Raw genomic sequence first — 19,358 nt, 5'->3', positions numbered from 1 at the left:
GGGATTGTACGGCTGTGCTGCATTCGGCCATGCGCGGGGGCCGGTAGGCGGCAGGTGCGGTTCGTTGTGGGCTGTGCGGTAGCTTTTGAATTGTCCCTGTTTTGGAATCGATGATTCTAAGCAACTCCGCCCTGATCCTGATCGACCACCAGCCGCAGATGTCCTTCGGTGTGCAGTCGATCGACCGCCAGACCCTGAAGAACAACACCGTGGGCCTGGCCAAGGCGGCGAAGATCTTGCCTGGCCATCGCCGGCGTCCTGGTGAGCCTGGCCGGTCCCTCGTGGCGAGTTGCAGGGCAGCGCGACCCCGTTCAGCGTATGGCTCGGCAGTGTCGGCCAGGGCTGAGCGGGCACCTGGCGCTCGGATGCGAGCTTTCCCGTACCCTGTAGCCGCTGCCGCAGGCTGCGATCGATCTGGGCGGCATTCCGACGTAGCGGGCGTTGGATCTTGAGATCGTCGAAGGCCTTCGGCCTTATCGCAGCCTGCGGCAGCGGCTACAGGAAGCGGTGCGTTCTTACGTTGTACATTCCCTTGCGGGCGCAAGTTCGCTCGCGAAAAAAGCTCGTGGCTTGAGCGGCTTTTCTCTTTGATTTGTAGGGCATTTCCGAGAGAATCGCCGGGTTACATTTCTGCGGTTTTGGCGTCTTGTGCCTGTTGAATGTTCGGGGCTAGGCTGCCCCGGTCGCTGCAAAATCAGCGATCGGGACTGCAAGCCCGAACAAGCAAGAAGCGCTAGACGCACACACGGAATCGTTGAGATGTCAGCTCGATTTATGGTGGCTGCGTGCGGGAGACTTTCGGGTCTGCCGGGTTTGCTTCTTCTTCCCGGTCTTGCAGACCTGCACGTAGCCGCCACCCATCATCTGCAAGTGATGCTGGCGGTCTTCATCAAAGAAGGAGCCGCGTCATGAAAAAGATCGTCCCAGATCCGCCCATTCTTTCGCCCAGCCGCGAGCGGATCGTCCAACTGGAAATCCCCAATCAAACCCTCCGTCAGGCGCTGGAACGCAGCGATGGCGGCGAGCCTTTGTACCGTAGCTTGCAGGAAACCGGCAGCAGCTCTTTCGGCTGTCGCGACGGCAACGGCCGTCCGCTATTCGCCGTTCGCCCTGGCGTCAGCGCCGAGGAGGCGTTGTTGCATGTGTCGTTGTTGCTCAAGTGCGCCGAGGAGACGGCGGATGAGATCACCAGTGCCAGCGGCATCGAGCGGGGCTTGATCTGGTCGATGATCCATTCGGTGGAGATGGCGCGGGCGGTGGTGGATGCGTTGCTGGATGGGGCGCGAAGGCAGGGAGCAGTGCAGACGTTTTGAGGCGGGAGGGCATCGCACACCCGTCGAACGGCCGCAGAGGGGCAGGGGAAAAAGGCGAACGCCCCTTGTGCAACTCGGTCAGGCTGGTTGAAGCGAACGAATAGGCGCTAGCGGCTGTCAGCCGCTGCGGTCGAGGGCTTCCACCGGCCCCTGGGCGCCTGTCAACGTCGAAAAAAGGCTCGGGGACGCAAGCCCCCGGGCCGGTGCCGGTCACGGCATTTCCGGCAGTTCCTGCGCACGCAGATCGAACACCAGCACTTCGGCATCTACGCCGTTGCTCAAGGTCAGCGCCTGCTCCTGGCGCACCCGCACGCCATCGCCTTCCTGCAAGAGCAGGCCGTTGAGGTCGACCGAGCCGCGGGCCACATGCACGTAGGCGTAGCGGTTGGCGTCGAGCTTGAGGGTGGCGCTTTCCTGGCCGTCGATCAGCCCGGCATACACCCGCGCATCCTGGCGCACCTGCAGCGAGCCGTCGGCCCCCTCGGGGGAGATGATCAGTTGCAGGCGGCCGTGTTTTTGCCGCGGGCTGAAATGCTCTTGCTGGTAACGCGGCTTGGCGCCGCTGACATCCGGCACGATCCAGATCTGCAGGAAGTGCACCGGCTGGGTGGCCGAGTGGTTGTACTCGCTGTGCGCCACGCCGCTGCCGGCGCTCATCAGTTGCACGTCGCCAGGACGGATCACCGAACCGGTGCCCAGGGTGTCCTTGTGTTCCAGGGCGCCTTCGAGCACATAGGAGAAAATCTCCATGTCCCGGTGCGGGTGTTGGCCGAAGCCTTTGCCGGCGGCGACCCGGTCGTCGTTGATCACCAGCAGGTCGGAAAAACCCTGTTCCCGCGGGTTGCGATAGTTGGCGAAGGAAAAGGTGTGGAACGACTTCAACCAACCGTGGTTGGCGGCGCCGCGATCAGAGGCTTTGCGAAGGGTCAGCATGAGGGAATCTCCTGTCGGAACGGGAATTCGTCCGGTTGAGGAGAAGGCTAATGTTTACCCTGTGGCGCAATAAGTAGATGGAAACTGAAATACTGTCCGGTTCAGGTTGACAATTTTGTGCGATGAATCACGTATTCTTGCCCGATGAGCGCGCGCCGTCCGGGCATAATGTCCAGGGTCGGCGTTACGCTTCCAACCCTTTGATATCAGTGATATTTACCCATGAAAACCGTGGCAATGGTGTTGTTTCCAGACTTTCTCCTGCTCGACATGGCCGGGCCCATGGAGGTGTTTTCCATCGCCAACCGTTATCTGGAGCCGAAGGACCATTACCAGCTCTCGACGATCGGCACCGAGCACGGCGCGTTGCGCGCTTCCAACGGCGTCAATGTGCAGGCCGATCTGCATATCGACCAGGCGCGCGACAGCTATGACTTGCTGCTGGTGCCCGGGGGGCCGGGGGCCTACAACGAAAAGCACCGCCCCTTGCTCGACTGGCTGTCGGCGGCCGTGCGCCGCTCGGCGGTCTATGGCTCGATCTGCACCGGGGCCTTCATCCTCGGGCACGCCGGGTTGCTCGACGGGTTTCGCGTGACGACCCACTGGCACTACACGGAACGCCTGATCCGGGCCTTCCCCGAGGCGACGGTGGAGACCGACCAGATCTTTGTCGAGGATCGCAACCTGATCACCTCGGGCGGGGTCACCGCCGGCATCGACCTGGCGCTGGCGGTGGTCGCCCGGGACCACGGCAAGAAAGTCGCCCAGGACGTGGCCAAGGTGTTGCTGGTGGTGATGAAGCGCCAGGGCGGGCAGGCGCAGTTCAGCCCGTTGATGGCCACGGTGGCGCCGCAGGAGACGCCGGTGACCCGGGTGCAGAACCATGTGCTCGAACACCTGGAAGAAGCCTTCAGCATCGAGCGCATGGCCAGCCTGGCGAACATGAGTTCGCGGCATTTCGCCCGGGTGTTTGCCCGGGAGGTGAACATGACACCCATGGAGTTCCTGCAAAGCGCACGGATCGACCGGGCGCGGAACCTGCTGGAGAGCAGCGACCTGCCGCTCAAGACCGTGGCCTACAAAAGCGGCTTCGGCAGTGTGCGGCACATGCGCTTCCTGTTCAGCGAAAAGCTCGGCCTGACCCCCACCCAGTACCGCGAACAGTTCAGCTAGCGCCGGCTTGTCCGTCTGGCGCACCGCGATGGCCGTGACGCTCCCTCCAGGGCGGTTGTACCGTCATCGGTGCCTGCCAAGATACCGGGGAACCCTTGGTAAAGGAGGTGCGGGAGCCTGGCGCCGGCCAGGTTTCCAGCATGTGGATACGCATGAACAGCATCAGAGATTTGAACGGCGACGGACTGCTGCGGTTCGGCCCCTACGCCTTCCACCTGCGGCAGCGGCTGGTCCTGGACGGCGACCGGCCGTTGCGCATGGGCGGGCGTGCCCTGGACATCCTGCGGGTGCTGGTCGAGCGCGCCGGCCAGGTGGTGGGCAAGGACGAATTGATCGCTCGTGTCTGGCCGAACTCGGTGGTCGAGGACATCAACCTGCGCGTGCACATCGCCGCCCTGCGCCGCGCCCTCGGCGAGGGCCAGGACGGGCAAGGCTACATCGTCAACATTCCGCAGCGCGGTTACTGCTTCACCGCCCCGGTGCGGCGTGAGGCGCAAGGGGAGCCGGTCGCGCTGGCAAGCCTGCACAAGCCCCAGCACAACCTGCCGGCACGGCTGACCCCGGTCATCGGTCGCGACCCGGTGGTCGGCAGCCTGGTCCGGCAGTTGCCGGTGCGCCGGTTCATGACCCTGGTCGGTCCGGCGGGGATCGGCAAGACCACGGTCGCGCTGCAGGTCGCCGAGCTGCTGTTGCAGCACTACCGCGACGGCGTGTGGTTTATCGACCTGGCGAGCATCGACAACCCGGCGCAATTGGTCGAGCACCTCAGGCACAGCCTCGAACTGGACGCCGGCCTGGAGGCGCTGGCAACCCGGCATGCCTTGCTGGTGCTGGACAATTGCGAGCATCTGCTCGAACGCTGCCGGGCCGTGGTTGAGCCGTTGCTGGCCTCGGCGCCACGGCTGTCGATCCTGGCCACCAGCCGCGAACCGCTGCGGGTTTCGGGGGAGACGGTGCATGGCCTGGCGGCCTTGTCGGTGCCGCCGGCCTCGTCGTTGCACAGCGTGGCGGAAGTCATGAGCCATTCGGCGGTGCAGCTGTTGGTCAGCCGTGCCCGGGCCTGCCAGCAAGGCTTTGCCTTGCGGGAACAGGACCTGGCCGCGGTGCGCGAAATCTGTCGGCGGCTCGATGGCTTGCCATTGGCCATCGAGCTGGCGGCGACGCAGATCGATGCGCTGGCGCTGGTGGGGCTGCAAGCGCAGCTGGACAACTGCTTTCAATTGCTGACCCAGGGCCGGCGCACCGCCGTGGCGCGACATCGGACGCTCGAGTCCGCCCTGGACTGGAGCTATCAGCGGCTGAGCCCGCTGGAGCAAAGCCTGTTGCAGCGCCTGGCGGTGTTCGACATGGCCTTCACCGTGCAGGCCGCCACCGACGTCATCAGCTGTGCGGTGCTGCGGCCCGAGTGCGTGGCCGAGGTGATGGCGCAACTGGCGCGCAAATCGCTGCTGGTGGTGGAGCCCGGCCAGGGCACGACGCATTACCGCTTTCTCAACACTACCCGCGCCTACGCGCTGCAGAAGCTGGAACACAGCGGGCAATTGCGGGTGTTCGAAAGGCGGCATGCCCACGCCATCGGCAAGGCCCGCTGGCTGTCAGTCAGGCACCTGTCGTTGCAGCTCATCGAGCAGCTCCCGGACGCGGGTTAGGTCCGGCGTGGCAAAACCTTCGGTGAAGCGGGCGTAGAGCGGTTCGAGCAGCTCATGGGCGCGCCGGGCCTGGCCCTGGCGCTGCCAGAGCCGGGCCAGCGAGGTGGTGCTGCGCAATTCCCAGGTCAGCGCGCCCTGGGCCCTGGCCACTGCCAACGCCTGGTGCAGCACTGCTTCGGCGGCGTCAGGCGCATTGTCGGTCAGCAGCGCCTCGGCCCGGGTGCGCAGGATCTCCGCCGTGCTCCAGCCCGCGGTGCCGCTTTCGGCCCGTTGCAGCAAGGCGTTGTCGATGAAAGCGCCGTCCAGGGTCACCATGATTTCACCGATCAGCCCGGTGCCGGATTGCGGCGGCGAGAACTCCGGGGCGCCTTCGATGACCTGCGCATAGTGCCGGCCCCAGGTGTAGAACAGCAGCACCGAATGCTTCTGCGCCTGCTCCAGCAGCAGGCGCAGGAGTTCGCGGGCGGTCGCGGCGTCGCCGTTGTAGTGGGCGATCAGGCAGCCGGCCAGGGCCAGGGTGTAGCAGATAGAGGTGCCGTGGTTGATCTGCAGGGCGATGTCCAGAGCCTGGCGCGCGGTGCGCCAGGCCTGTTCCGGATGGCCTTGCAGCCAGAGGATCCGCGCCAGGATCGTCAGGGCGGCGACGCTCTGGTCGTACTGCACGCCAAAGCCGCGGGTGAAGCGGCTCAGATTGCCGCTCTGGGCCATCAGCTGGATGACTTGCTCGGCCTGGTCCCGGGCCCGTGGTTGGTCGCCGGCAAAGTGCAGGGCCAGCACCTGCAGGCGCTGGGTGCTGAGGGACATCGCGGTCGGGCCGGCGCCGCGCCGCGCCAGGTGGTCGAACTGCCGGCTTTGCTCCAGGGCCAGTTGGTAGTGACCGCAACTGAGGTTGACCGCCATGTGCCCGGACACCGCCTTGAGCTGGGCGGCCACATCGTCGGTGCTTTCGGCCAGGGCCCTGGCCGCGACGAAGGCCTCGATGGCCTCGGTACTGCTGCCCTGGGTGTGGTAGCAGGCGCTGCCGAGGGCCAGCTTGAGGGCCTGGGTCAGGCGCGGGCAGGCCTCGCCCGCCGTATGAAGCAGGGCCAGGGCCTGGCGCACATAGCCGCCGTGTTCCTTGAGCAGCGACAGCTCCTGCCACAGCGGTGCGGAGGCCGCGGCCAGGTGGATCGCCAGCTGTTGCGGACCCTGGGCATTCAAGCCCCAGTCGAGTGCCGCGCGGATGTCTTCCAGGCTGCGGGCGTGCCGCTCGACCCACAGCGTCGAGGGCGTCTGCTCCCAGTCGTCCCGGGCCTGATGCATCAAGGCCAGGCAACGCTCGGCGTGGCGCCTGCGGGTAGCCGGCAGTTCGGCGGCCTGCTCGAGTTTTTCCAGGGCATAGCTGCGGGTGGTGTCCAGCAGGCGATAGAACACTTCCTCGTCGCCGACCTCCACGTTCAGCAGGGACTTGGCCACCAACTGGGTGATCGCGGTAAAAACCGTGCTGGCTTCGATGTGCGCGTCGACGATCACCGCCGCGGCCGATGGCAGGGTGAAGCCGCCCCTGAATACGCCCAGCCGGCGCAGGCAGGCCTGCTCGCAGGCGCTGAGCAGTTCGAAGCTCCAGTCCAGGGTGGCGCGCAGGGTCTGATGACGGCCCGGGGTGACCTGGCAGCCCTGGGTCAGCAGGCGGAAACAGCCGTGCAACTGGCTGAGCAAGCCCGCGAGCCCCAGGTTGCCGACCTGGGCAGCGGCCAGCTCGATGGCCAGGGGAATGCCGTCCAGGCGCCGGCAGATCTCGATCGCCAGGGGCAGTTCGTCCTGGCTCAATTCGAAGCTGTCGTGGCTGGCCATCGCCCGCTCGACGAACAATTGCAGGGCCGAGAAAGTCAGGGCCTGGGCGCGGTCCAGCACCGCGATGGGCGGTGGGCAATCCAGGGATTCCAGGCGTTGCAAGAATTCGCCCTCGGCCCGCAGGCTCTCGCGGCTGGTGGCCAGGACATGCACTTGTGGTGCAGCGCGCAGGATGCTTTCGCAGAGCGGCGCGATGGCATCGAGCAGGTGCTCGCAGTTGTCGATCACCAGCAGCATCTGCCGCTCGCGCAGGAAGTTCGCCAGGCTGGCCAGCGGTTCGTCGTCGTGCAGCGCCAGGTCGAGCAGGGTCGCCAGGTGGCTGGTGATCATCCGTGGGTCGTTGAGCGGGGCCAGGTCCAGCAGGCGGATGCCGTCCCGGTACTGGCCGATCAGCTGTTCGGCGACCCGCAGGGCCACGGTGGTCTTGCCGATGCCGCCGGGGCCGACCAGGGTGATGAAGCGCTGGCGCGCCAGTTGCGTCATCACATTGTCCACCAGGGCCTGGCGCCCGATCAGGCGGGTGCGGCGCACCGGCAGGTTATGCCCGCCCGGCTCGGCCGAAGGGGCTTTGGGGCCTTGCTCGAAGCGCTCGGGGGCGAACGGCTCCAGGGAGAAGGGCGCGACGAAGCTGTAGCCGCGCTGGGCCACGGTGACGATGTAGCGCTGGCCGGCCTGGCCGTCGCCCAGGGCCTTGCGCAGCGCCGCCATGTGCACCCGCAGGTTGGTGTCTTCGACCACGCTCCTGGGCCAGACCCGGGCGATCAGTTGCTGCTTGCTGACCACTTCGCCGGCGTGCTCCAGCAGGATCAGCAGGATGTCCATGGAGCGGCGGCCCAGGCGCAAGGGCCGCTCGGCTTCCAGTATCAGGCGTTGCCCGGGGTAGATCCGGTAGGGGCCGAAATGCACGGCCTGTTCGGGGGCTAGGGTCAACGGCTCACTCCTGCTGCTGTGGTCTTTTTCTAGTGCTTCCCGTTGCACCTGGGCGGGAAGGGCGGACGAAGGGCACGGCCTTCTATCCCGCGGTTTTCGAGCATGTTCCTCAGGTTTCCCGAACAACGCAACGCGGCGCGGATGAGCGTGCATCGACTGCATTGGCCGCAGCAATCTTCTTGCCGGCGATGGCGCCTGTATTCATTGACCGCGGCCTTGGCGACGAGCAAGCAGGGGCGGTGCCCGCGCCATTGAAAATTAACAACGTTTAACTCGTCCTGCCTGCGCTCTATGCCCAAAACTCGAGGCCGTCACCTTGGCCAATCGAAGGGACGGTTGTGCGTGCCACGCGAAGAAAAAAGGGATGAACACCTCTGGAGGATGCCGGAATGAGCAAGGTGGTGGTGGTCTATCACAGTGGCTATGGCCATACCCGGGTCATGGCCGAAGCCGTGGCCCAGGGGGTGGAGAGTCACCTGGGCAGCGCCTGCCGGCTGATTCCGGTGGAGGCGGTGCACGAGCAGTGGGAGTGCCTGCACCAGGCCGACGCCATCATCTTCGGCGCGCCGACCTACATGGGCAGCGCCTCGGTGCCGTTCAAGGGGTTCATGGAGGCCACCGCGGCGTTCTACCTGGCCCAGCCCTGGCGCGACAAGCTCGCCGCCGGCTTCACCAATTCCGGTTGCCTGTGTGGCGACAAGCTCAACACCCTAGTGCAGATGGCGGTCTTCGCGGCCCAGCACTCGATGATCTGGGTCGGCCTCGACCTGCTGCCGGCGCGCTCCAGCCGCGGGGTATTCGATGGCCAGTTGAATCGCCTCGGCAGTTCCCTGGGCGCCATGGCCCAGTCGAATGTCGAACAGTCCCCCGAACACGCGCCGCCCCTGGAAGACCGCCGCACCGCCGCGCACCTGGGCGAGCGGGTGGCGCGCCTGGCCGAGCGCCTGGGCCATTCATCGATTTGAGTCACCCACCCCCCCTGAAGGAGCAAAAACGCCATGAGCACATTCACCACCCGCGACGGTACCGAGATCTATTACAAGGACTGGGGCAGCGGCCAACCCATCGTCTTCAGCCATGGCTGGCCGCTGAATGCCGACAGCTGGGAGGCGCAGATGATCTTCCTGGCATCCAGGGGCTACCGGGTCATCGCCCATGACCGCCGCGGGCATGGCCGTTCCAGCCAGCCCTGGTCGGGCAACGAGATGGACACCTACGCCGACGACCTGGCGCAGTTGCTCGAACACCTGGACCTGCAAGACGCGGTGCTGTTCGGCTTCTCCACCGGCGGTGGCGAAGTGGCGCGCTACATCGGTCGCCACGGCACGGCGCGGGTCGCCAAGGCCGGGCTGATTTCCGCGGTGCCGCCGCTGATGCTCAGGACCGCGGCCAACCCCGGCGGCCTGCCGATCGAGGTCTTCGACGGCCTGCGCGAAGCGTCCCTGGCCGACCGTTCGCAGCTGTACAAGGACGTCGCCAGCGGGCCGTTCTTCGGTTTCAACCAGCCTGGCGCCAAGCCGTCCCAGGGCATGATCGACTGGTTCTGGATGCAGGGCATGACGGCGGGCCACAAGAACGCTTATGACTGCATCAAGGCCTTCTCCGAAACCGACTTCACCGAAGACCTGAAGAAGTTCGACGTGCCGACCCTGGTGGTGCACGGCGACGCCGACCAGATCGTGCCGATCGAAGCCGCCGGTATCGCCTCGGCCAGGCTGGTCAAGGATGCGAAGCTGCTGGTCTACCCCGGCGCGCCCCATGGCCTGACCGACACCCACAAGGACCAGCTCAACGCCGACCTGCTGGCGTTCATCGAGGCCTGAGTGGTTCGGCGACCTGCGCCTGATCCATAAAAAAACGCCGGGAGGTTTTGCCCCCCGGCGTTTTTTATTGTCGGCCCTCGAGCGTGCCGCGGCCTTATGCGTTCGCCTGGTTGAGGCAGGGGCGGGCGCGCAGGACCCGGCACCGCCAGGCGAACGGATTGATGCCTTCGCTGTGGGTGAAGATGTGGCAGAAATGCGCCTGGTCGCAGAAGCCGCATTCCAGGCTGATCTGCGTCAGGGTCAGGTTGGTGTTGCGGATCAGTTGCTTGGCCCGGGCGATGCGCTGGCAGCGAATCCATTCCTGGGGCGACAGGCCGGTGCTGCACTTGAAGGCGCGGGAGAAATGGCTGCGGGACAGGGCGCAGGCGCGGGCGAGTTCGGTGACTTCCAGGGTGTCGCTCAGGCCGTCGAGGATCATTTGCTTGACCAGGCTTTCGCGCCAGGGAGAAAGGCCGCCAGGGGTGGTTTTTCGGGGTTGCGGGACGGACGCCCTGACGGCGTTGTGCTGAGCGTGGGCCATGACGAAATTCCGTGTCGGTGGGCATGCGCCGGCGCACCGCGGGGTGAGCCGGGCGCTTCCCGATTTAGAAAACAGGTCTGCGCAGAGGGCTTCATTCTTGGTGGCGGGGCGGTGGGCTTGCGAGTTAAACGTTGTTAATTCCGCTCAGTCGCAGGTCACGTATTCGCGGCAACTGAGCACATGGCTGCAATTTTTCCGTGGGACAGGCGTGCATGCTCCCGCAAGCCGCAAGCCGCAAGCCGCAAGCCGCAAGCCGCAAGCCGGGGCGGCCTACCGCTGGATAGTTCGTACAGGGCTGACAAGACAATGGAACTGCACCGATGAACCGTAACGATCTGCGCCGCATCGACATGAACCTGCTGGTGATTTTCGAGGCCCTGATGTTCGAAAAGAACCTGACCCGGGTCGCCGAAAAACTGTTCATGGGCCAACCCGCGGTGAGCGCCGCGCTGGGCCGCCTGCGCGACCTGTTCGACGATCCGCTGCTGTTGCGCAACGGTCGCGGCATGGAGCCGACGGCCCGGGCGCTGGTGATCCTCAAGGAGCTGCAACCGGCGATGGATGCGATCTCGGGCGCGGTCAGCCGAGCCAAGGAGTTCGACCCGGCGACCAGCTGCGACCTGTTCCGCATCGGACTGTCGGACGATGCCGAGTTCGGTCTGTTTCCGCCGTTGTTGAGCCGGTTGCGCGAGGAGGCCCCGGGCATAGTCGTGGTGGTGCGCCGGGCCAACTATCTGTTGATGCCGGCCTTGCTGGCCTCCGGCGAGATCTCGGTCGGGGTCAGCTACACCACCGAGTTGCCGGCCAATGCCAAGCGCAAGAAGCTGCGGGACATCGGCTGCAAGGTGCTGCGCGGCGACAACCGGCCCGAACCCTTGACCCTCGATGAATACTGCCGGCGGCCCCACGCCATGGTGTCGTTCTCCGGCGACCTGAGCGGCAATATCGACCTCGACCTGGCCAAGGTCGGGCGCAGCCGCCGGGTGGTGTTGGGGGTGCCGCAGTTCAGCGGTCTGCGGGCCTTGCTCGCCGGCACCGAGATGATCGCCACCGTGCCTGACTACGCGGCCTGTGCCCTGGTCGAAGGCTGCGCCTTGCGCGCCGAGGACCCGCCGTTCGCCATCGAGGCGGCGCAGCTGTCCATGGCCTGGAGCGGGGTGCATGACAACGATCCGGCCGAGCGCTGGTTGCGCTCGCGGATCGCCCAGTTCATGTCCGAGCCCTTGAAGATCCACGGCGCCTAGGCGCGGGCGGTCGCTCCGGACCCTGCGGCAAGAGAGCACATACATTCAATTTTTCCCGACCGCGCAGCGGCACCATGCAATCTCGGCGGCGATGCCGGGGATCTTTCAAATTGTGCGAGTGCGCCAATGAACGCTTCACCATGGGATGAACGAGCCCGGGATCTCGGGCTGTTGTTTTTGCGGGTCAGCGCCGGGCTGTTTCTGCTGTGGGTGCACGGCCTGCCGAAACTGCTCGACTACAGCGCGCAACTGCAACGCATCGAAGACCCGTTCCGGCTGGGCGCCAACCTGACGCTGATGCTGGCGATTTTCGCCGAGGTGCTGTGCCCGTTGCTGATTGTCGCCGGGGTGGCGGTGCGCCTGGCGTGCCTGCCGATCCTCGCGGTGCTGCTGGTGGCGCTGGTGGTGGTGCATCCGCAGTGGAGCCTGGCCGAAGGCCAGTTCGCCTGGCTGTTGTTGATCCTGTTCAGCAGCATTTTTATCGCTGGCCCGGGACGGCTGGCCCTCAATGATCGTTTCGCCGGAGCCTTGCGTCATGTCTGATTCCAATCGCCTCGAAGCCACTGCGCGGCCGGACTCCGATGAGGTCGTGACGCTGATCGTCAAGCACCGGGTCAAGGCTGGCCTGGAAGCGCCCTATGAAGCCTGGTTGCGGCGCATTGTCGGGGTGGCCGGGCAATACGAGGGGCACCTGGGCGTGGACGTGATTCGCGGCAAGAGCGGCGGCCTCGACCTGTTCACCTGCGTGCTGCGCTTTTGCTCCACCGAGGCGATGCAGCGCTGGCTCGACTCGCCGCAACGCCGGACGCTGGTGGACGAAGCCGCGCCGATGCTGGCCGACGGCGACCAGACCGAAGTCCACCCGGTCCATGAGTTCTGGTTTTCTATCCAGACCGACGCCGCTTCGCCACCGCCACGCTGGAAGCAGGCGCTGTTGACTATGCTGGTAATTCTGCCGCACACCCTGCTGGTGCCGCTGATCTGGGGGCCTGTGCTGCAACTGAATGCCTGGCTTGGCAATTACGTGGTCGCCACTTTCCTGATCACCCTGACCATCGTGCTCTCGGTGGTCTATCTGTTCATGCCCCTGGCGACCCGGCTGTTCGTCCCCTGGTTGCAAGCCTCTGCCGCCGATCGACACCTGGAGCCCGGCCATGGCCAATAACGATGACCCGACCGATCCGCTGCGCCGCCACTTGCTCGCAGCCGGGTCCTTGCTCAGCGCCGCGGCGGCTTTCTGGCCGCGCCTGTCCCTTGCCTCTTCCCATTCAGAAGGACATCCGATGAACGCCGATCTGATTCTGTTCAATGGTCAATTCCACACCGTCGACCGCGGGAAGCCCCGCGCCAGCGCGGTCGCCATCAGCCAGGGGCGCTTCGTCGCGGTGGGCACCGATGCCGAGGCCATGGCCCTGCGCGGCAGCGCCACCCAGGTCATCGACCTCAAGGGCCGCACGGTGATCCCCGGCCTCAACGACTCGCACCTGCACCTGATCCGCGGTGGCCTGAACTACAACCTGGAGCTGCGCTGGGAAGGCGTGCCGTCGCTGGCCGACGCCCTGCGCATGCTCAAGGACCAGGCCGACCGCACGCCAACCCCGCAGTGGGTGCGGGTGGTGGGCGGCTGGAACGAGTTCCAGTTCGCCGAAAAACGCATGCCGACCCTGGAAGAGCTCAACCAGGCGGCGCCGGACACCCCGGTGTTCGTCCTGCACCTGTACGACCGCGCCTTGCTCAACCGCGCAGCCTTGCGGGTCGCCGGCTACACCCGCAACACGCCGAACCCGCCGGGTGGCGAGATCGTGCGCGACAGCAACGGCGAGCCCACCGGCATGCTGGTGGCGCGGCCGAACGCGATGATTCTCTATTCGACCCTGGCCAAGGGGCCGAAGCTGCCGCTGGAATACCAGGTCAACTCGACCCGCCAGTTCATGCGTGAACTCAATCGCCTCGGCCTGACCAGCGCCATCGATGCCGGCGGCGGTTTCCAGAACTACCCGGACGACTACGCGGTGATCGAGCAACTGGCCCGTGAGCAGCAGTTGACGGTGCGCATTGCCTACAACCTGTTCACCCAGAAGCCCAAGGAAGAACTCACCGACTTCAAGAACTGGACCGGCAGCGTCAAGCTGCACCAGGGCGACGACTTCCTGCGCCATAACGGCGCCGGGGAAATGCTGGTGTTCTCCGCCGCCGACTTCGAGGACTTCCTCGAACCGCGTCCGGACCTGCCGCAGACCATGGAGCAGGAACTGGAACCGGTGGTGCGCCATCTGGTGGAACAGCGCTGGCCGTTCCGCCTGCACGCCACCTACGACGAATCGATCTCGCGCATGCTCGACGTGTTCGAGAAGGTCAACCGCGACATTCCGTTCAATGGCCTGCCGTGGTTCTTCGACCACGCTGAAACCATCACGCCGAAAAACATCGAGCGGGTTCGTGCCCTCGGCGGCGGCATCGCGATCCAGGACCGCATGGCGTTCCAGGGCGAATACTTCGTCGATCGCTACGGCGCCAAGGCCGCCGAACAGACCCCGCCGATCAAACGCATGCTGGCCGAAGGTGTGCCGGTGGGCGCCGGCACCGATGCCACCCGGGTCTCCAGCTACAACCCCTGGACGTCCCTGTACTGGATGGTCAGCGGCAAGACCGTGGGCGGCATGGAGCTGCATGCCGAAGGCCTGCCGCGGCAGACCGCGCTGGAACTGTTCACCCATGGCAGCGCCTGGTTCTCCTCGGAGCAGGGCAAGAAGGGCCAGATCAAAGTCGGCCAGCTGGCGGACCTGGCGGCCCTGTCCGCGGACTTCTTCAGCATCGAGGAAGAGGCCATCAAGTGGATCGAGTCGGTGCTGACCGTGGTCGACGGCAAGGTGGTGTACGCCGCCGGCGACTTCTCCAAGCTCTCGCCACCGATGGTGCCGGTGCTGCCGGACTGGTCGCCGGTGGTCAAGGTGCCGGGGCACTGGCGTCCGACCTCGCCGCTGGTGGCCCAGGTGCACCAGTGCAGCGGCCCGTGCGCGGTGCATGCCCACAGCCACGAGCGGGCGCGCCTGTCGAATGTGCCGGTCAGTGACTTCCAGGGTTTCTGGGGCGCCTTCGGCTGCTCGTGCTTTGCCTTCTGACGATCAACAACAGTGCCGGCCGCAGTGGCCGGCACCCATAGCGACATCCATCCACCTAGGAGTTTCACATGAGCAACGTACCCTACAAACGTCTGGACATTAATGACGCCGTTGTCCTGCTGGTCGATCACCAGACCGGCCTGATCTCGCTGGTCCAGGATTTCTCGCCAAACGAGTTCAAGAACAACGTGCTGGCCCTGGCCGACTGCGCCAAGTTCTTCAAGCTGCCGACCATCCTCACCACCAGCTTCGAATCCGGCCCGAACGGCCCGCTGGTGCCCGAGCTGAAACAGATGTTCCCGGATGCGCCCTACATCGCTCGCCCAGGCCAGATCAATGCTTGGGACAACGAAGACTTCGTCAAGGCGATCAAGGCCACCGGCCGCAAGCAACTGATCATCGCTGGCGTGGTGACCGACGTCTGCGTGGCGTTCCCGACCCTGTGTGCACTGGAAGAAGGTTTTGACGTGTTCGTCGTGACCGACGCTTCCGGTACCTTCAACGAGGTGGTGCAGCAGGCTGCCTGGGCCCGCATGGCCGCCGCCGGCGCACAGCTGGTCAACTGGTTCTCCGTGGCGTGCGAGTTGCAGCGCGACTGGCGCAACGACATGGAAGGCCTGGCCAACCTGCTGTCGCAGCGTATCCCGAACTATCGCAACCTGATGAACAGCTACTCGGCGTTCACTGCCAAGTAAACCTTGCGCTACCGCTGGCACGAATGAATGCCCGCCATTGTGCGGGCATTTTTTTGCCTCGCGGACACCGCGATCCCTGTAGCCGCTGGCGTAGCCTGCGATCGGCGGCGCAGCCGTCGTCAAACCAGGTGATGTGGTTTTCCAGCAGATCGCGGACTCGGGTTTTGCGGCAACTGCGTTACCGTTCGCAGCCTCGCAAGCTCGGCAGGGCTACACAGGCATCGCGGTCCCTGTAGCCGCTGCCGCAGGCTGCGATCGGCGGCGCAGCCGTCGTCAAATCAGGCGAGCTGGTTTTCCAGGCAGATCGCGGACTCAGGTTTTGCGGCAACTGCGTTGCCGTTCGCAGCCTCGCAAGTTCGGCAGCGGCTACACAGGTATCGCGGTCCCTGTAGCCGCTGCCGCAGGCTGCGATCGGCGGCGCAGCCGTCGTCAAACCAGGCGAGCTGGTTTTCCAGGCAGATCGCGGACTCAGGTTTTGCGGCAACTGCGTTGCCGTTCGCAGCCTCGCAAGCTCGGCAGGGCTACACAGGTATCGCGGTCCCTGTAGCCGCTGCCGCAGGCTGCGATCGGCGGCGCAGCCGTCGTCAAACCAGGTGATGTGGTTTTCCAGGCAGATCGCGGACTCAGGTTTTGCGGCAACTGCGTTGCCGTTCGCAGCCTCGCAAGTTCGGCAGCGGCTACACAGGCATCGCGGTCCTTGTAGCCGCTGCCGCAGGCTGCGATCGGCGGCCCAGCCGTCGTAAAACCAGGCGATGTGGTTTTCCAGGTGGAATGAGGTGCCGGAAAGCCAGAAAGCCGCTATAAAGCGTTCAGCTGTCAACCAGAGAGTGACAATGAACCCGTTCGAAGACATGCGTATTTTTTGCCAGGTCATGGATGCCGGCAGCTTCACCGCGGCGGCGGATCAGCTGGGCCTGTCCAAGCAGTTCGTCAGCCGGCGCCTGATGCAGCTGGAAGAGCGCCTGGGTGTGCGCCTGCTCAATCGCTCGACCCGGCGCCTGGACGTGACGCCTCTGGGCCAGAGCTACTACGAGTCGGCCCTGCGCCTGCTCAGCGAAGTCGAACAGGTGGAGCAGGGCATCGCCGGCCAGACCGTCGAACCCCGGGGCACCATTCGCCTGAGCGCGCCGCTGTCGTTCGCCATGGCCCATCTGGGGGAGCTGTTGCCGCTGTTCCTGCGGCGTTATCGCGATGTCGCGGTCGAGGTCGATCTCAGCGACCGGCCGGTGGACCTGCTCGGCGAGGGCTACGACCTGGCCTTGCGCATCGGCGTGCTGGAAGACTCGACGCTGATCGCCCGGCGCATCGCCTCGATCCAGCGGGTGTATTGCGCCAGCCCGGCGTACCTGGCCGAGCGCGGCACCCCGCTCAAGCCCGAGGAACTGCAGGGCCACGATTGCCTGCCTTACGGCCACGGCCGCCAGGTGCAGTGGCGTTTCGAAGGGCAGGGCAATAAGCCCTTGCTGGTCAACGTCACCGGCAGGATGCGGGTCAACAACGGCGAATTGCTCAAGGACGCGGCCATCGCCGGCATGGGCATTACCTACCTGCCGACCTTCATCGTCGAGGCCGCGCTCAAGGACGGGCTGTTGGTGTCGGTGCTGGACGGCTTCGAGCCCGCGCCCCTGGCCTTGTCAGCGGTCTACCCGCAGCACCGCCAGGGTTCGAGACCGGTGCAGGTGTTTATCGAGTTCCTGCGCGAACAGCTGAATCGCGGCGTGGCTTCGGTCGCGCGATAAGGCGTGGGGAGAATGCGCTGGCGTTGGCGGGGGCTGTCCGGTGTAGCCCGGTGCCATCCGGGGCGGTTGCCGGCTCAGCGCCCGAACCCCGCCGGCTCTCCCAACAATGCCTTTTGCCGCCAGGCGGGTGCGCTGGTGGGGAACAGCACTTCGGTCGGCCGCAAGCGAGCGATGCCGCAGGCCGCGGCGATACGCTGGCGTTGCTGGCCCCGGACAAGCGCTTGCCGATAACTGCTTTCGCTCTGTCGCAGCCCCAGCACATAACCCACGCCCGCCTGGAAATCGCCTGCATGGGCTTGCCACCAGGCGGCGATCAACGGTGGGTCGGGCCAGGGCAGGTTCTCATCGGGGTCCATGACGACATTGGCATCCTCAGGGTCGTCGTTCGGCCCGGCATCGAAGTCCGGCAGCTCCTGCAATTCCAGATCGAGCAGCGCCAGGTCGGCGCCAGTCATCAGGCTGAAGGCCTCGCCTGCGACACGGGCATGAGGCAGGTCGCCCATCTGCTGGATCAGCCAGGGCACACTGACCGGGTCGCCCAGCAGCCCGACGGCCTGGATGCCGATGCGCCGCTGCTCGGGGTTCTGCATCAACTGGCGGATCCAGGCGATGCTGTACTCGCGCTTTTGCCAGGCCAGCCATACGCAGAGCGCGCGGTACTGGAATTCGCCCGCTTGCTCGGCGAACTGGCGCAGCGGCTCCAAAGCTTCTTCATCGCCCATCTGCGCGGTGGCCCAGTTGGCCCAGAAGCGTGGGGCTGCCTCCTGATGCTGGCGGTGGGCACGAATCGCCGACATCAGGTCACGACGGCGCAGCTCGCCGGCAGTACGGGCGGCCCGCGCCAGCACGCCGGGGTCGGCATGGGACAGTCCGGCCAGCAGGGCGGAGCCGGGATCGTGGCGGTGCATACCGCAGGCGGCCAGGCCCAGGCGGCGGAACAGGGGCTCGGGGGAGGCGAGCATGCGCTCGATCCAGGGCGATACCCGCTCCCAGTCGAGCCAACCCAAGGCCGCAGCCATAAAGCGCTCGCTGCCCGTATGCAGGCGTACATGCTCGACCAGGATGCCCATGGCTGTCGCATTGTTTGTTTCGAAGGACAGCACCGTGGCGGCAAATACCTCGCCCCGTGCGTTGGGGCTCAGTTGCTGCGACAAGGCCTCCAGTCCGGGTAAACCCGCTATGCGCAGACCATCCAGATGGGCTTCGATGCGGTTGTCCAGGGTGGTCAAGTGCTTGAGGTCATAGTGGGGCGCTCGCACGGCATAGTCGCGCAGGCCGGCGAGGAAGGCGGCTTCTTCGGCATGTTGGTCTATAACCTGAGCGATAAACATATGATCGGTCAGCCTCTGAGGCTTGAGTAAGATGAGCAGAATTGGGGCAGTAGTCGAAGCATTAACTCATGACTGTTTGCCATCGATCGTTCTGAATGAGCCCAACAGTGCGCTCGGCAAATGACCAAACGCCCCAGTCGCTGCTGCGCAGAACGGTGAATTGCAGCTTCTTGCTGTTCGGTATTTTCAGCGCGATGAGGTCTTCCCCCGATACTTTGTCAATCCCCGCAAGATGAGCCGCGTAAATAGAACCGGCATGGGACGCTATACCCCAATAGTGTCGTTCTTCATCGTCATGGTTGAGGACTTGCCACTGGTCGCCCGAGCCAATCAGAACCACGCCATCGCCACCTGAAATTGCATAGCTCTGGCCTGCAAGGGGGCAGATGCTGGTTAGGTCGGTATTGGTCGGAATATCCAGCGTTGCCCAGCGTTTGCCGTTGAAGTGTGCGGCATAGCCGTCGGATGTGACGGCAACGAAATCGTTTCTGCTGGTGCCGGCGATGTCTTCGATGGTGACGTAATTGCCCTCGACTCTGAGGGGCGGTAGTGCTTCGATTTTCTCATTGTTCAACCAGTAAACTTGCCCGACTGAGCCTGCGCAGATCACATCGCTGCCAATGATGCGTATCCGCCGTAACGGTCCTTTGTCGTATACCGGCAGGTTTGGAAACAGCGTTCGGGACGCGCCCAACTCATCCTTGGTTGCAGGGTGCTTCCAATTGAAACGGACAATGGTGCCGTTCTCCCCTAATACATAGGCGAGGCCGTCGGCGCTCGCATCGATCGACAATATCGCTTCGCCGGCCAAGGAAAAGTCGAGCCAGAGGTCACCCTTCTTAACGCCTACTCGGTTCTTGGGGTCGTCATAGTCATCGCCAACAGTGCAAGCGAGGATGAAAACATCGGGTGTGGGGCTTACGCCTTCCTGGATAAAGGCATCTTGGATGAATTCGGAGTCTGAAATGTCATTCATGGGCGGCTTCCTTTATTAAGAATCTGTCTCAAAGTTGCTGCGGTTTGGCGATCCTTCTGCGCTTTTATCCTTGCCTC

Annotated in this window: 16 protein-coding genes and 1 pseudogene; 12 read left to right on the top strand and 5 right to left on the bottom strand. The window is 64.9% G+C overall.

What is annotated here, in order from left to right; genetic code table 11:
- Positions 1-110: 110 nt before the first annotated feature.
- Together PMI20_RS21140 and PMI20_RS21135 are read left to right on the top strand one after the other, a co-directional pair.
- Positions 111-236, top strand: a pseudogene (locus tag PMI20_RS21140) (hydrolase); the annotation flags it as partial.
- 672 nt (positions 237-908) lie between these two features.
- Positions 909-1,313, top strand: coding sequence for a DUF3077 domain-containing protein (locus PMI20_RS21135; RefSeq protein WP_007924372.1), 405 nt, complete (start codon positions 909-911; stop codon positions 1,311-1,313).
- Positions 1,314-1,523: 210 nt separating this feature from the next.
- Here the strand turns inward: PMI20_RS21135 and PMI20_RS21130 are convergent, their stop codons facing one another.
- A complete protein-coding gene (locus PMI20_RS21130) occupies positions 1,524-2,246 on the bottom strand; it encodes a pirin family protein (RefSeq protein ID WP_007924371.1) in 723 nt (240 codons plus the stop codon).
- Positions 2,247-2,468: 222 nt separating this feature from the next.
- Here PMI20_RS21130 and PMI20_RS21125 point away from each other — a divergent pair, with 222 nt between their 5' ends.
- Both PMI20_RS21125 and PMI20_RS21120 read left to right on the top strand, forming a co-directional pair.
- Positions 2,469-3,419, top strand: coding sequence for a GlxA family transcriptional regulator (locus tag PMI20_RS21125; RefSeq protein ID WP_007924370.1), 951 nt, complete (start codon positions 2,469-2,471; stop codon positions 3,417-3,419).
- Positions 3,420-3,571: 152 nt separating this feature from the next.
- Complete coding sequence (locus PMI20_RS21120; RefSeq protein WP_007924369.1) at positions 3,572-5,068, top strand: ATP-binding protein; 1,497 nt, start codon at positions 3,572-3,574, stop codon at positions 5,066-5,068.
- Here the strand turns inward: PMI20_RS21120 and PMI20_RS21115 are convergent.
- A complete protein-coding gene (locus PMI20_RS21115) occupies positions 5,015-7,831 on the bottom strand; it encodes an ATP-binding protein (protein WP_007924368.1) in 2,817 nt (938 codons plus the stop codon). The genes PMI20_RS21120 and PMI20_RS21115 overlap by 54 nt on opposite strands.
- A 389-nt stretch (positions 7,832-8,220) precedes the next feature.
- Between PMI20_RS21115 and PMI20_RS21110 the strand changes: the two genes are divergently transcribed.
- Positions 8,221-8,796 (top strand): flavodoxin family protein, encoded by a 576-nt coding sequence (locus PMI20_RS21110; RefSeq protein ID WP_007924366.1) that lies wholly within the window; start codon positions 8,221-8,223, stop codon positions 8,794-8,796.
- Positions 8,797-8,829: 33 nt separating this feature from the next.
- Positions 8,830-9,654 carry an alpha/beta fold hydrolase gene (locus tag PMI20_RS21105; RefSeq protein ID WP_007924364.1) on the top strand — a complete coding sequence of 275 codons (825 nt, stop codon included), beginning with the start codon at positions 8,830-8,832 and terminating at the stop codon, positions 9,652-9,654.
- Between the two features lie 94 nt (positions 9,655-9,748).
- On the opposite strand, the gene PMI20_RS21100 is transcribed toward PMI20_RS21105, so the two are convergent.
- A complete protein-coding gene (locus PMI20_RS21100; protein WP_007924361.1) occupies positions 9,749-10,174 on the bottom strand; it encodes a helix-turn-helix domain-containing protein in 426 nt (141 codons plus the stop codon).
- Positions 10,175-10,494: 320 nt separating this feature from the next.
- On the opposite strand from PMI20_RS21100, the gene PMI20_RS21095 reads away from it, so the two are divergent.
- The 6 genes from PMI20_RS21095 to PMI20_RS21070 all read left to right on the top strand — a co-directional run bounded on the left by PMI20_RS21095 (position 10,495) and on the right by PMI20_RS21070 (position 16,974).
- Positions 10,495-11,418, top strand: coding sequence for a LysR family transcriptional regulator (locus PMI20_RS21095; protein ID WP_007924360.1), 924 nt, complete (start codon positions 10,495-10,497; stop codon positions 11,416-11,418).
- Between the two features lie 126 nt (positions 11,419-11,544).
- Positions 11,545-11,961 (top strand): DoxX family protein, encoded by a 417-nt coding sequence (locus PMI20_RS21090; protein WP_007924357.1) that lies wholly within the window; start codon positions 11,545-11,547, stop codon positions 11,959-11,961.
- A complete protein-coding gene (locus PMI20_RS21085) occupies positions 11,954-12,583 on the top strand; it encodes an antibiotic biosynthesis monooxygenase (RefSeq protein WP_007924351.1) in 630 nt (209 codons plus the stop codon). The genes PMI20_RS21090 and PMI20_RS21085 overlap by 8 nt, the downstream gene beginning before the upstream one ends.
- 118 nt (positions 12,584-12,701) lie before the next feature.
- Entirely contained in the window at positions 12,702-14,540 is a 1,839-nt protein-coding gene (locus PMI20_RS21080; RefSeq protein WP_037034354.1) for an amidohydrolase, read from the top strand.
- Between the two features lie 68 nt (positions 14,541-14,608).
- The gene (ycaC, locus tag PMI20_RS21075) at positions 14,609-15,235 is read left to right on the top strand and encodes an isochorismate family cysteine hydrolase YcaC (protein ID WP_007924341.1); all 627 of its coding nucleotides are present in this window, start codon (positions 14,609-14,611) and stop codon (positions 15,233-15,235) included.
- 833 nt (positions 15,236-16,068) lie between these two features.
- Entirely contained in the window at positions 16,069-16,974 is a 906-nt protein-coding gene (locus tag PMI20_RS21070) for a LysR family transcriptional regulator (protein ID WP_007930389.1), read from the top strand.
- A gap of 74 nt (positions 16,975-17,048) precedes the next feature.
- Here PMI20_RS21070 and PMI20_RS21065 read toward each other — a convergent pair whose 3' ends face one another.
- Positions 17,049-18,305, bottom strand: coding sequence for a TIGR02270 family protein (locus PMI20_RS21065; protein WP_007930388.1), 1,257 nt, complete (start codon positions 18,303-18,305; stop codon positions 17,049-17,051).
- 61 nt (positions 18,306-18,366) lie between these two features.
- Positions 18,367-19,281, bottom strand: coding sequence for a hypothetical protein (locus PMI20_RS21060; RefSeq protein WP_007930387.1), 915 nt, complete (start codon positions 19,279-19,281; stop codon positions 18,367-18,369).
- Positions 19,282-19,358 lie beyond the last annotated feature (77 nt).

The organism is Pseudomonas sp. GM17 (assembly GCF_000282175.2).
In the GTDB taxonomy this organism is placed as follows: domain Bacteria; phylum Pseudomonadota; class Gammaproteobacteria; order Pseudomonadales; family Pseudomonadaceae; genus Aquipseudomonas; species Aquipseudomonas chlororaphis.
This window is presented reverse-complemented; position numbering and strand designations above follow the sequence as displayed.